This window comes from Paraburkholderia oxyphila NBRC 105797 (assembly GCF_000685075.1).
In the GTDB taxonomy this organism is placed as follows: domain Bacteria; phylum Pseudomonadota; class Gammaproteobacteria; order Burkholderiales; family Burkholderiaceae; genus Paraburkholderia; species Paraburkholderia oxyphila.
Genome location: NZ_BAYD01000176.1, coordinates 1 through 12,807, shown reverse-complemented (window position 1 = coordinate 12,807; position 12,807 = coordinate 1). Strand labels below are relative to the sequence as shown.

Genomic DNA, 12,807 nt, shown 5'->3' with positions numbered 1-12,807 from the left:
TTGACCGCGATCGGGCCATTCACTCCACGCCATTTGCTCTCACCGAGCCCATGGTTTTCCAGCTTCCTGAGGTAGGGCAACATGTCTGTCCAGCCCCAACCACAGTTGCCCATGGCGGCGAGGTGGTTGTAATCCTCAGGCTGGCCCCGGGTCCACACCATACCGTTCACCGCGCTGGAGCCCCCCAGGGTCTTGCCCCGCGCCCAGATTTCCGGGCCGGCATCTTTTGCCCGAAGATACTGGGTGGCGAAGTGGTACGCATAGCGGGCATCGGTCAGCAGCTTGCCAAATCCTTTTGGCATATCGACAAGGAAGCGGTTGCTGTGGTCATCTGGGCCATTTTCGATCAGCAAGACCTTGATGTCCGGATCTTCCGAAAGCTGCCGCGCCAGCACGCATCCGGCGGATCCCGCTCCGACAATGATGAAATCGAATTCGGCGTTTGTGCTCATCTCTTCGATCTGAAATCGATCGGTGTCATGGTCCGTCCTGGAGGCGTCTTCGACGAGAAAATGGCGCTGCTTCCGAATTGCCATTGCGTCGGTACAGGCCGTTCAGCTGGCGCGGATACTCATGCCTACCCCCTTAACCCGGATGAATTCCTCCAGGCCAGCCTTGCCGCCTTCGCGCCCAAAGCCAGAGATGCCCACACCACCGAATGGCGACGCCGCGTGGAAAGCCGGTGTCGCCTGGTTCACGAAAACGGTACCGGCGTGCAGTCGACGCACCATGCGCTGGGCGATATTGAGGTCATTGGTCTGCACGTAGGCTGCGAGGCCGTATTCGGTCGCGTTGGCCAGTGCCACAGCCTCGTCTTCGTCGCGGAACTTGAACGCACACAGCACCGGCCCGAACACTTCCTTCTGGGCGATGGTGCAGTATGGATCGGCTTCGGTGATGAGTGTCGGGGTGACGAAGTTGCCTTGGCCGTCACCGCTAATGTCGGCGCCGGTAAGGAAGCGACCGACTTGCTGCTCGCGTGCTTCGTTGATCATGCCTCGCACGCGATCGCAGGCGAGCGCATTGACCATCGGGCCGACGATCACGTTTTCGTTCACTGGATCGCCGTAGGGCAGGTGCTCCATAGCCGCCTGCACGGCCTCGATGAAGGGTTCGTAGATTGATTCGTGAACCATGATGCGCGTCGGCAGCGCACAGCCTTGGCCGCTGTTCGAAAGGCCAAAGCCAGCACAGTAGGCGGCGGTAGAGGGAATATCGACGTCGGGGAATACTACGTTGGCCGATTTGCCACCCAGTTCGAAAACACACGGCTTAAGGCTTTCGGCAGCAGAGCGCATGATGGCGCGCGCGCCCACCGGTCCACCCGTAAAGGATATTCTGTCCACGTCGCGGTGACGTACGAGTGCTTCTCCCGCCGCCACGCCACCGGGCAGTACATTGATCACGCCCGGCGGCACACCAGCGTCTAGAGCCAGTTCGACGAATAACTGGGAGCTGAACGGCGTGAATTCAGCCGGCTTGATGACGACAGTGTTGCCCGCCGCCAGCGATGGTGGAATCTTCATCGCTAACGACAGCATCGGCGCATTCCACGTAATGATATGGGCAATTACGCCATAGGGTTCCGGCACCGTGTATTCAAAGTGATCGCCAGGATTCATGCCGGTCACGAGTCCTTCGATCTTGTCGGCCCAGCCAGCATAGTAGCGGGTCCAACTGACGATACGGGGTCCCATGCCATGCACCATGGTGTTCAACGGTATGCCGTTCTCGACGACGGCCATCTTCGTGAAGCGATCCATGTTTTGCTCGATCAGGTCGGCGAAACGATCGAGGATCTGGCGACGGCGGAAAGGTTTCAAGTCGCGCCACGCTGGGAGCGCGGCGCGCGCAGCCTTCACTGCGGCATCAACTTCCAGTTCGCCGGCCAGAGGAACTTCCATCTGGAACTGCCCCGTTGCGGTATTCACATGAGTGAAAGTTCCGCCGCTACCTTGGGAGAGAGCCTGCTCACCGAGCATCAGCTTGACCTTTGGCAGCGAGGCTGCAATGGCGGCATGTTCGGCGGGGTTCGGTGGAATGAAGAGCATGCAAAGGCCTCCTTTTTGTCGTCAAGTCGCACGCGCTAAGCTGGTGAACATATTATTTATATATATGAGTATTGCTATATATTTTGACTGTTTGACCTTCTGGAACGCTTTTCAGCGATCTCAGGAATCTTTGTGAAACCGTCTCCAAGTGATGAACGTAAGCGACAAAAGATCTTCGACTGCGTTGCGGTCGATACTTTTGGGCCACGCTCATTCGAAGTCTGCGAGTCCATTGAAGTGGCCACGCTTGACGTCACAGATGCGAGCATCATATAAAGTAAGCGATACCTGCAATTCGCACACTGCAACAGGGAACGTGTGAAAAATGAAAAGTTGCTTCATAACAATAAAGCGATTTTCTACTTTAAGGCGAATTTATGGCATCACCACCGTTAGCCGTGCAACGTGATCACTGAACAGTAACTCCGCCATCCACCGTCATGGGATGGCCGACCATAAATCCCGATTCCGCGGAAGCCAAAAAGAGTGCGGCACTCGCGATTTCCTCCGGCTTACCAAAACGGGCGATCGGGTGCTTAGCCGCTGCTGCCTCCCACATTCCGGGCACTTGCTTAATATCTGCGATCATGGCCGTATCAATGCCACCCGGACAGATCGCGTTAATGCGCACCCTACTCGCAGCATATTCCAATGCCGCTGCACGAGTTAGTCCTACGACGCCATGCTTGGCTGCCACGTAGGCGGGCCTATTCCTTAGGCCAACCAAACCGGCCACCGATGCGGTGTTGACGATGGCACCGCCACCGGTATTCAACATCGCGCGAATTTCGTGTTTCATGCACAGGAATACACTCTTTAGATCGATGTCGATAATTTTGTCCCAAACCTTCTCGTCAGTATCGACAAGAGTGAATTCAGGTGGCCCACTGATTGCAGCGTTGTTGAACGCAACATCCAGTCTTCCGTAACGCTCAACTGTCTTCGCAACCATAGCTTCTGTTTCCGCGTTGCTACTGACATCGACACGGAGAAAGAACGCTTCACCACCATTTTTCTCGATCAACGAAACGGTGTGCTGCGCTTCATTCTCGTTGACGTCGACAACGGCGACTCGTCCACCTTCTGACGCAAATGCGATAGCAGCTGCGCGCCCGATGCCAGTTGCCGCGCCCGTCACGACAATGGACTTACCTTCAAAACGCTTCCTATCCATGTTTCTCCTCTTTCATGTCGATGTTTTGTAGTATCAGAATGTGATATCAGTTGAAGTGCATACGAAGGACCTCGTGTTGCACCGACTGCGGATAGTGTCGGCACTCCGTGTCAATACCGGCGAACTTCACATGAGAGCTCCCGTGAGAAACGCCACCGCCGCGCTTTTAGCGATTCACGACTCCATTTCAAAGCGGTTGCTTTCCGAGCGACGATGCGAAAGCTCCTTCTGATCAGGCGTTATGAACTTCGCCTTTCACAAACCTGCATTCACGCTAGTGCTGAACCGTGCCGCATTCTCTCCGGCAGTCTTACCGAAGATGGCTGCTTTAGAGAGTGCGGTCCCACTGACCGATATCGGGCCATGGAAGCCGCCTACCACTTCTCCGGCCAAAAAGACGCCTGGCACTTCATCGCCATAGGTGTCCAGTAACGCCATACGCCCGTTGGCCACGAGACCCGCAAGAGTGGAGCTTATACCCGTAGTGCAGGCGTAAATGTAGAACGGCGCATTGACAAGGGGAAAGGGCTTGCCCTCACCGTTAAGCAAGGAATTGCGTCCAAAAGCGGGTTCCTCGCCATATTCGATGTGACGGTTGTATTCGGCGACCTCCGCCTCCACTACATCAGCAGGTAGTCCCATGATTTGCGCTGCCTCTCGAATGGAATTTGCCCGGTGAATCAGATTTCGATCAAAGGCCGCTTTAAAATTCCTCGTTACCGGTTCGCTTCGCGAGGTGTCCATCACAGACTGGTCGAAAAGCTGGAAGGCAACGGCTCCGGGCTGCTTGAGGCAGATTGCACCCAGCTTCCGGTAAGACTGGGACTCGTTCACAAAACGCCTGCCCAGTTTGTTGAGGACGATAGCACCGGAATATTCTGCATGCATCAGGGTCGTATCGTTTTCCGACCACGCTTTGGGGCTTGGGTAATTAGGCAGGATAGCGCCGAAACTACCTTCCAGATAGTCGAAATCTGTGATATCGCCACCAAGTGCTATCCCCATCTTCAATCCGTCACCTGTAGCACCCTCCCCTCCCATACGCTTCGCATTTTCGAGCCATGGAGCGTAACGTTTAAAGAGATCTTGGCTCCGCGAAAATCCACCCGTAGCGATGACGACAGCACGGCGTGCGGCCAACGTATTCGTCTCGCCGCTGATGCATACTCGCAGGATACGAGCCACACCCTCACCATCGCGTTCCACACCAAGTACATCTGCACCAGCAATGTACCGGCAGTGTGCCTGGCGAAGGAAGTGCTCATGCAGCAGGTCGAGCAATACCCGTGGACTTGCGCCATGGCTTCTCGGAACGGATTGGCCAGGACTCAATACGGGTGGTGTGAACGTCACCCCAAGCCCCTTGAGCCATCTGTAGATCTCTCGCTGTCGTGTCAAGTAGAGATCAATCAACTCTGGATTGGACTTTTCTTCACCGCCACGCGTCAAATCCATGCGCAAAAGTGCATCGCAGTCCTTAATTCCTGCCGCGGCTTGGTCCTCAGTATCTGCGAAGCAAAATGCGCCGCCACTCCAGGCGGTGCTGCCGCCATAAGTGTGCATCTTTTCGAGCAGCAGCACGGAAGCGCCGCATTCACTTGCGGAGATGGCTGCTGCATAACCCGCCAGGCCTGCGCCTACTACGAGAACGTCGTATTCGTTGAGGTCGCGCATTTGCTCGCTGGACATATTTGTCTCTTTGATTAGGGAGTCTCGGTTCGCTTACGCGTTTGACTGCAGACGTTCTGGTACGTATTTATGCAATACGTCCTTCAGTTTTTTGTGTGCAATTGCATAGTCGTTTTCGAGTACGGCAATGCAATCGTGCTCCCAAACCAACTCCATTCGATGGCCATTAGGGTCGGCGAAGTAGATGGAACTCATGATGGTATGGGTAACCGGCCCAATAACATCTATGCCGTGCGCCTGGAGGCGTTCCTTCATGGCGAGGAGTTCTGCTTCAGATGTCACCGTTAAGGCGATATGGTGTATCCAGTCAGGGGTGTTTTCTGCAAGCATGTAGCCCTTGCCGTCGAAGACGTCGAAGTAGGCGATATACGACCCATCCGCCAGTTCGAAGAACAAATGGCAGTAGGGTGCATACTCACCTGTACTCGGAACATGGTCGTGGCTTATGACGCGTGCGAGCGGGAGGCCGAGGATGTCTTCATAGAACCTCACCGTCTCTTCCGAATCGCGGCAGCGATACGCATAGTGGTGAAGTCTTCGTACCGTCGGCAGTGTCTCGTCAGGTCGCGGTGCGATCTGCCTCATGCGAATCAAATTTGTCTGCACAATACGTCTCCTTTCTCATGTTGGATTGATGGTGCTAACGCATCCATGTGCTGAGTTCATGCACCACCTGCTTCAGTAACTCTGGTTGCCCTTTGAGATAGTGATTTGCACCCTTGATCTGTTGTGACGTAAGCCGACCTGCTGCGGCATTCGCCCACGCGTGGACTGCAGATGGAAAGACCGAATCGTCTCCGGTGTATTCGAGTTGCAAGACGGGTACCGTCGTTCTAGCAAGATCAGATGGACCTTGGGCATTGCTGTCCGGCGACCACTGGCTTAGCCACGACGTGAGGGTGCAGAACCGTCCCAGCGTGTTTGGACCATAGTTCACTTTTCGCGGATCAGTTCCACGATGCGTGCCCCCCGGCTTGCGATCGTTCGCATCAAGAGTGACGTCTATATAACGGGGATCTGCGTACGTGCGATAGACGATGAAGGCTTCATCGTTGGCAATCCCATTTCGGCGGATATAGGCGAGGCGTTCACGCGCACGCTTCGTGATGTGCTGCATCCGGTTCCATTGGGCCTCACGGTAACGTTCCATGAATTCCTGGCCAAACGGCCGTTGTGTCCCGGCACCGTAAATGTCCAATTCTGGATTAGCCGAGACTGGATCTCTCTCATCGATCACCGAAGGGTCAATGAGGCCGGCGAGTAACAATGGCCGGCCGAGATGCCCAGCGCAAATGGCGATCCCATCGGCTGGCGGCAACTGTTCCTTGTCCAGCGCAACCGGATCTCCGGCGGGGGTGGCCTTTACCGTCAGATTCTCAGCTTGCGCTTGATAAAAAGACATCAGGCCTGCGCCGCCAGAATTGCCGATCAGGAACACCTTGTCGTAGCCGCGTTCACGCATCGCCTTTACGCCGGCCCCGACGTCCTGGATCACTCGCTCCATGATGAGCGTGCTGTCATTAGCGACGTACCGAGAGTTCAAACCGAGGATATCTACGCCAGCGGTAGCTAATGGCTCAAGCAGGTAGTGACCCAGAAAGTTGCTGGTTGGATGCATGACGATCGCTGCAACGCGATTGCCGGGACGATGCGCCAGGGCGCCATAAATGCGAGGGTTGGCCATCTGGAGGCCGGACTGGCTCTCACCCTCAACGCCGGCGGGTACTGGAATGGCAAGAAGATCGATTTGTACGGAGGACATCATGGACCCGTTAAAATTATGGTGTCTGTAATTGAGTTACTTTTATAATAATTTTATCGATGGATGTCAACATGCCCGTCGCGCCTTATCGGAGGACCAGGAGACTCCGCGATGCAGTCGCAGCGTGCCAGCAACATTCTCGTGCTCGCGGACGGCCGTGGTGTCTCCGCGGCCAACCCTCCCCCAAACGATGAGAACATCGGATACGTCACACTCGATGACTGCGCGGAGGGCTTGGAGAGGGCGGTAAAGGCGCTATTCGCCGCCTGTGGTCAAATCGATGCTGTGGTTCTCGCGAATTCCTTCGTAGGCGAACCAGCGGCAATCGAACACGGCGGATCTGGGGCGCGGAGATGTTCTCGCGAAATTCCGTTAGTGCAGTGTTAGCGCGGCACGAGGCCGAAATTCAGCGGGCGAGGAAGCGTGCGTCGCGTCATGTACATGTCTGTCAACTCGATAAGGCCGTCTCATGCAAATCCAGCGCGCAGAGCAGAACAGTCTCTCCGCTCTTATCTACCGTCTGATCGGAGACGGTGAAGGCAGCCCAGCCATGTCGTATGGCGAGCCACTTCTAGATGGCGTACTGAATTCATCTGGTGCCAGGGCAACTCGAGATGCTGTCGGACTGTGCCGAAGAACGAGGGGAATGCCTGCGTACGACGCGCGTCGCGAAAGCCAGTCATGTGCCTCTCGCGCCTTCGCGTCGACTGGTGATTGTGCTCCGGGCGGTTGCCTACCCGCCCGGCCGCTTTGACGAACACATGCTTTACTTGCGCGAGTTTCGGGACGTATGCCTTTGCTGCAGGTTAACTGCGCACCTGGTCGGAAGCGATCTTGTGCGGCACCGGATTTGATCGCAACAGCTTGCGAAAGGAGCGCTTTGTTGCGGCCTTGTCGCGCCGATTTTATACCAGCACGTCCAGTTCGGTGCCATGCTCGTTCACCGTATGGCATAACATTACGGCTCGCCGCGCAATGTCGCATAGACCTCGTCGAGATGCAGAATGAGCCCGGCTTGCGCCGCGCCGCTTTGGCGCACCAGGCAAGGTGGCATCAAATTGCTCGTGCCAGCAACGATCATTTTGTACGTGACGATGACACCACGCTCGAGCAACAACTGCTCGACATCGCGAAGACTCAGGTTGAACCGGAAAAATCAGCAAACCGTGCAGTTGATGATGGCGGCGGGAGTCGGGGGCCATGGTACGGCGATTTGCTTTTCATCGCCCGATTCACCGCGAGCCCACTAACTTACGAATGGTGTGCTCGGCAGGGTAAGGTCAACCGCTGTCTGCGCACCAACCTGACAGAGCCCTTGGGAACGAGTGAAGGCCTGCTATCAACGCTTCAGTTGTCTCTCCCGTCTGACCTGTCCCTCCGCTACTTCAGCAGCCTGCTATTGCTGCCGGAGAATCAGTTCTGGTGCAGACCAATTGACGGGCCTCACCACAGACAAACATGCAGCTGCGATGAGAGCCGGGACGATCAGCGCCAGGAAAAGCTGCGACATCGGCCAGCCTAGCAGTACAAGGGCGGCGCCAGCCAATGCACTGAGGCTGGCTCCGATCCGACCCGCCATCATCATGCAGCCTGTACCAGTCGCGCGAGCCGCCGTAGGATAGAACGACGCCGAAAAAGCGACCAACCCGATCGACTCTCCGATGATGCAAAATCCGACCAAAAATGCGCATGCACCTAATAATACGCTGGATTGCTGGGCAAGTTGCCCTATAAGTACGAGCGTAATGGCCGCGACTACGAGGGCAGTGATAAGGACGCCCTTTTTGTTCCATCGATCCATCGCCCAGCCAATGCAGATCGAGCCGATCGGGCCACCCAGGTGATACATCGATGCAACGAGGGCGCTCTTTGACATGTCGTAACCACTTTGTTTCATAATCAGGGTCGGCAACCAACTTACCAGTATATATATGAGAAACAGAACGCAAAAATAAGTAACCCATAACGCTATGGTGCTTGAACGATAAGCTGGGGCGGTGACCAATCTGATTGACGAAACTTGGGGCTGTTCGGATTTGGAGGCCTTGTAAATAAGCACCAATCCGTTTTCGTCGCTACGCAGATTGTGGGCAATCTTCCGCGCGATCGATTCGACGGTGGACGCGTCTCCTCGCTTATGGAGCAACATAAACTTCAACGACTCTGGGACCCCAAAGAGAGATATGAAAGCGAGAACTACTGGTAAGATTCCGCCAACCACGATTACACTTTTCCAGCCAAAGGCGGGTATCAACCATGCTGATAGCATTCCGCCAGTAGTTGCTCCAAAACCGATGCCGCCGAGTACTAACGTCGTCATGAATGACCTGATGCGGCGTGGCGCATACTCGGCAACAAGTGCTGCAACATTGGCGATCGCTGCTCCGAGAAAAGCCCCCGCAATCATCCGGGCAGCGATTATTAGTGTGACATGCGGCGCTACCGCAGTCGCCAAGGTCATGATGCCGAAGCCAAATACGGTTGCGAGGACCATTGGCCGTCTGCCCAATCGGTCTGCCAGTGCTCCCCCGCCTATTGCACCGAGCGCTTGCCCGACAAAGCCTGCGCTCAAGATAAGTCCCATCGTTTGTACATCTAAGCCCCATTCCTGGCTGAGCTTGGGTGCGACGAACGACATGATCGCGGAGTCATAGCCATCTAGCAAAACAGCCAAGAAGCCTAGGACGAACAGGATCCAGCGAAACAACCCCACCGGATTGTTGTCGATCAACTCGTCCACATTCAAGCTACGCTTGGTCGCCGCGATGGAGCACACTTGTTTATCTCCTTCCATTGTTTCCTCTATTGAAAGGTCGCCGAAATTCACCTCAGAACCATAGACCGCGACCGCGACCTAGCGGACTTTTGAAATGGCCTTCGAGGGCGGGTGTGTCATCCCGTTCGAAAGAGCTGTTAGTCGAATTGCTAGGAGCTATTTGACTCTGAAGGCCCATGAATCAGGTGCAGGAGCTGTAACCTTCTTGCAGGCTTATACGTTCGTGCCGTTCGAACAGCGAGCGTTTGCATTCACCTCGTGCGACCGCCCCTGCCGTCGCTCGCGTACATAGGCAAGAAAGACACATCCGGGCAAGTAAGCGCCTCGTTCAAGCACTGCCGGATCGGTCGCAACGGACCCGAATAAGTTCGTCCAGCCTAGCCAGCATGAACGTCGGTGCAGCCGCTTGAAATTTACGATATAAGTAATTTAATTCCGATAGTGGGCGATGCTTTGGCGCCTGTCAAGATCGGAACTACACCCATATCGAGAGGCTTGGCGGTGCCGGCGCAAGGCCCGCGATTGCCTCGAGAAGCTCGAGGTCCGCAGCTTCGAGGTTGAGCACGTCAACGCGCTCTGGCATCTCGAGTCCCATCACGACTCACGCAAGCTGCGCACTCAGGAAGGCTAGTGGTTCAGGCCGGTGCCGTTGCGCGTGCTCGATGACCGCGCGCAGCACGATACACGGGCTGTGCTAGGCGTATCAGCATCGTGGTCTGCTGCGCTTCCTGACGACAGACAACGAAGCAATGCTTGCCGAAGAGGCGACCGCCGGCTTGCTCGCGCTCGGTGTGCTGCACCAAACGACCAATGGTGAAAAGACATCGTGGACCCGTTTAAATTATGTTGAACGTAAGTGGATTACGTGTATAATAATCTTTGGGCGGATGTTGACATGCCTGCCGCACAATGATCAGAGGAACAGGAGACTCCGTGATGCAGCCACAGCCTGCCAGAAACATTCTCGTGCTCGCGACCGGTAACGAGGAATTTGGCATTAGAAACGCAAGTCAACTAAGTAGTAGGGGGCACAATGTGACGGCCGTGGTATCTCCGCACGCAACCCTCCCAGCCCATGCGAACATTGAATGCATCACACTCGATGATTGCGCGGAAGACTTGGAGGCGGCGGTAACGGCGTTATTTGCCACCTGTGGTCGAATCGATGCCGTGGTTCTCGCGAATTCCTTCGTAGGCGAACCAGCGGCAATCGAGCACACCGGATCTGCAGGGTGGTCGGAGACACTGCGGCGAAATTCCGCTGTTGCATTCCTGGTGTCCAGGTTCTCTGTGCCGCTGCTAAAGGGGGCGACAGACCCACGCATGATCTTTATGGTCCCGGAATTGGTACGCGGCATGCCAGAGCAGTACGCCGGTGCCTATCTGTCAGCCAGCGCTACATTAATCGGGTTGGCACGTACGTTCGCGCTGGAACTAGGCCCCGATGGCATCACCGTGAATACCGTTGCTTGCGCGTTCAGTCCTGACGAATCGACCAGCCGGGTGACGCGCACTGCGCATACGCCAGACCACACGGACGCGGTTGCAGCGATTTCCTTTTTTCTGTCAGGCACTTCGAGCTTCATTACGGGAAAGACGCTCGACGTGAATGGCGGCCGTAGCATGCTTTGAGGCGGACGTGGAATGACGACCAACAATTTATCCAGCGGTACAGCATTGGTGACTGGCGCTGCGCGAGGCATCGGCCTTGAGATTGCGCGTCAGCTGGGACAAGATGGTTACCAGGTCGTGATGTGTGACCTCTTGGATGATGTGTATGCGAGCGCAGACCAACTGAAGGGCGAAGGCATCGTTGCGCATGGCATGCGCATGGATGTTGGGGACGAGGGCTCGATCCGGGAGGGGGTGAAGGAGATCGGTGAGCGTTTCGGAGGCGTGCAGGTACTTGTGAACAATGCCGGCATCTCTCCCAAGCATAATGGGTTCAAGCTCCCGCTCGTCGACACACCTCTTGCGGAGTGGGAGTTGGTAATGCGTGTAAATCTGACCGGCGCATTCCTGCTATGCCGCGAGTTGCTCCCCGCATTGAAGCAGGCATCGTGTGGGCGCATTGTCAATATCGCGTCGGTTTGTGCGCGCTATGCTTCGCCGATCATTGCGGGCCCCTACAATGCGAGCAAGACGGGACTGATTACGCTATCGCGAGTCCTCGCAATGGAGCTAGCCGGCACGGCGGTTACCGTCAATTGCGTTGCCCCCGGACGGATAGTTACACCGCTTTCGAGTCAAGCCGACCCCTCTATCGATCGCGAATATATTGCCAGAGTCCCGGTGCGACGACTCGGCCTTCCTGAAGACATTGCTAATGCCGTGAGATTTCTCGTCTCCGCCGATGCGAGCGGGATAACTGGAACAGTGATCGATGTGAACGGAGGTACCTTTTGCAACTAGGCAAGAGCCGGATGCTTCGTGGTGGATGGAAGCATCAAATCCAAACGCATCGCGACCTAGGCGGCTCATCGCCGCCATGAGGCTACCAGGCGCGAACAACCGGAGGGTGTAAATTGCTGAAGATGTTCATTTTTCTGCGGAGGTCGCCGACATTGTCACGTAGTGACTTCGCTGCGGCTTGGCTTCGATCGCGGCGAAAAGCTCTGGAACCCAACGACGGGGTTCGCGCGCTTGCGCGCCGCTATGCCTTCAACGCGACGGTAGAAAAGACCGCTCGCCTGAGCCCCACGACTCACGAATGGAATGATGAGTGGGACGGAATTGACGAGTTTTGGTTCGAGGAGCTGGAGCAACTGGAGCAAGCGCGCCGTCATGACGGCTGCAATCCACTGTTGAAATCGAATGAGTTGCTCGACCTACCCAACTGTCGAGTCGTCCTTGCGAGGGAATCTCCCAACGCCGGCGGTCCGGAGGTGGATGTCAGGATCAAGTCGTTCATCCTCATCAAGAAGCTACCTCACTTGTCCCAGTACCAGTTCTTCTATCACTGGACGGCCATACATCCTCCAATCTGGACCAAGCTTCGACGCGCCCTTGAACTTCCACCGCCACCCAAGTCAGTGAAAAACTATCTGGAAGAAGGATTGAACTCAGGCCTACTTCCATTTGGCTATGACGGCATCGCGGAGGGTTGGCACGCAAGCCTTGAAGAGATGGGGCGGCCTTTCCAAACTCGCCAGCATGACGAGATGATTTTGCCCGATTCGGATCTGTTCCGACAGGAGGCCGTCGACATACTGGCGGTTGAGCACGTTCTCCACGGTCGCATCTAAGGCCGCGCGAATTCCGGCCAGTCTGCAGCACGAATCTCAAAAAGATCGCTGCGGGCTCGGCGCGGGCGCGTACCTTAACCCGGCCCCAAAGGGCAGGGCTTACGGTTCAC

At 55.9% G+C, this 12,807-nt stretch carries 10 protein-coding genes and 2 pseudogenes; 4 read left to right on the top strand and 8 right to left on the bottom strand.

Annotated features, from left to right (window positions below; translation table 11 throughout):
* The 8 genes and pseudogenes from BO1_RS46470 to BO1_RS55685 form a co-directional block, all read right to left on the bottom strand.
* The coding region (locus BO1_RS46470) for a GMC family oxidoreductase N-terminal domain-containing protein (RefSeq protein WP_028223416.1) at nucleotides 1-536 on the bottom strand (536 nt) is incomplete at its 3' end.
* A gap of 18 nt (nucleotides 537-554) precedes the next feature.
* Complete coding sequence (locus tag BO1_RS46465; RefSeq protein WP_043289087.1) at nucleotides 555-2,051, bottom strand: aldehyde dehydrogenase family protein; 1,497 nt, start codon at nucleotides 2,049-2,051, stop codon at nucleotides 555-557.
* A 409-nt stretch (nucleotides 2,052-2,460) separates the two neighbouring features.
* Nucleotides 2,461-3,225 (bottom strand): SDR family oxidoreductase, encoded by a 765-nt coding sequence (locus tag BO1_RS46460; RefSeq protein WP_028223414.1) that lies wholly within the window; start codon nucleotides 3,223-3,225, stop codon nucleotides 2,461-2,463.
* A gap of 255 nt (nucleotides 3,226-3,480) precedes the next feature.
* Nucleotides 3,481-4,914 carry an FAD-dependent oxidoreductase gene (locus BO1_RS56985; RefSeq protein ID WP_028223413.1) on the bottom strand — a complete coding sequence of 478 codons (1,434 nt, stop codon included), beginning with the start codon at nucleotides 4,912-4,914 and terminating at the stop codon, nucleotides 3,481-3,483.
* Nucleotides 4,915-4,947: 33 nt separating this feature from the next.
* On the bottom strand, nucleotides 4,948-5,520 hold the full coding sequence (locus BO1_RS55690; RefSeq protein WP_407670094.1) for a VOC family protein: 573 nt from the start codon (nucleotides 5,518-5,520) through the stop codon (nucleotides 4,948-4,950).
* 34 nt (nucleotides 5,521-5,554) lie between these two features.
* Complete coding sequence (locus BO1_RS46445) at nucleotides 5,555-6,676, bottom strand: alpha/beta fold hydrolase (RefSeq protein WP_028223412.1); 1,122 nt, start codon at nucleotides 6,674-6,676, stop codon at nucleotides 5,555-5,557.
* A gap of 509 nt (nucleotides 6,677-7,185) precedes the next feature.
* Nucleotides 7,186-7,900: pseudogene (locus tag BO1_RS62225) on the bottom strand (DDE-type integrase/transposase/recombinase).
* A 172-nt stretch (nucleotides 7,901-8,072) separates the two neighbouring features.
* A complete protein-coding gene (locus BO1_RS55685; RefSeq protein ID WP_052409857.1) occupies nucleotides 8,073-9,470 on the bottom strand; it encodes an MFS transporter in 1,398 nt (465 codons plus the stop codon).
* A 493-nt stretch (nucleotides 9,471-9,963) separates the two neighbouring features.
* Here BO1_RS55685 and BO1_RS61655 point away from each other — a divergent pair.
* The 4 genes and pseudogenes from BO1_RS61655 to BO1_RS46410 all read left to right on the top strand — a co-directional run.
* Nucleotides 9,964-10,291, top strand: a pseudogene (locus BO1_RS61655) (IS481 family transposase); the annotation flags it as partial.
* Nucleotides 10,292-10,388: 97 nt separating this feature from the next.
* The gene (locus BO1_RS46420; RefSeq protein ID WP_028223410.1) at nucleotides 10,389-11,084 is read left to right on the top strand and encodes an SDR family oxidoreductase; all 696 of its coding nucleotides are present in this window, start codon (nucleotides 10,389-10,391) and stop codon (nucleotides 11,082-11,084) included.
* A 12-nt stretch (nucleotides 11,085-11,096) separates the two neighbouring features.
* The gene (locus BO1_RS46415; RefSeq protein ID WP_028223409.1) at nucleotides 11,097-11,864 is read left to right on the top strand and encodes an SDR family NAD(P)-dependent oxidoreductase; all 768 of its coding nucleotides are present in this window, start codon (nucleotides 11,097-11,099) and stop codon (nucleotides 11,862-11,864) included.
* Between the two features lie 113 nt (nucleotides 11,865-11,977).
* Nucleotides 11,978-12,697 carry a hypothetical protein gene (locus BO1_RS46410; RefSeq protein WP_028223408.1) on the top strand — a complete coding sequence of 240 codons (720 nt, stop codon included), beginning with the start codon at nucleotides 11,978-11,980 and terminating at the stop codon, nucleotides 12,695-12,697.
* Nucleotides 12,698-12,807 lie beyond the last annotated feature (110 nt).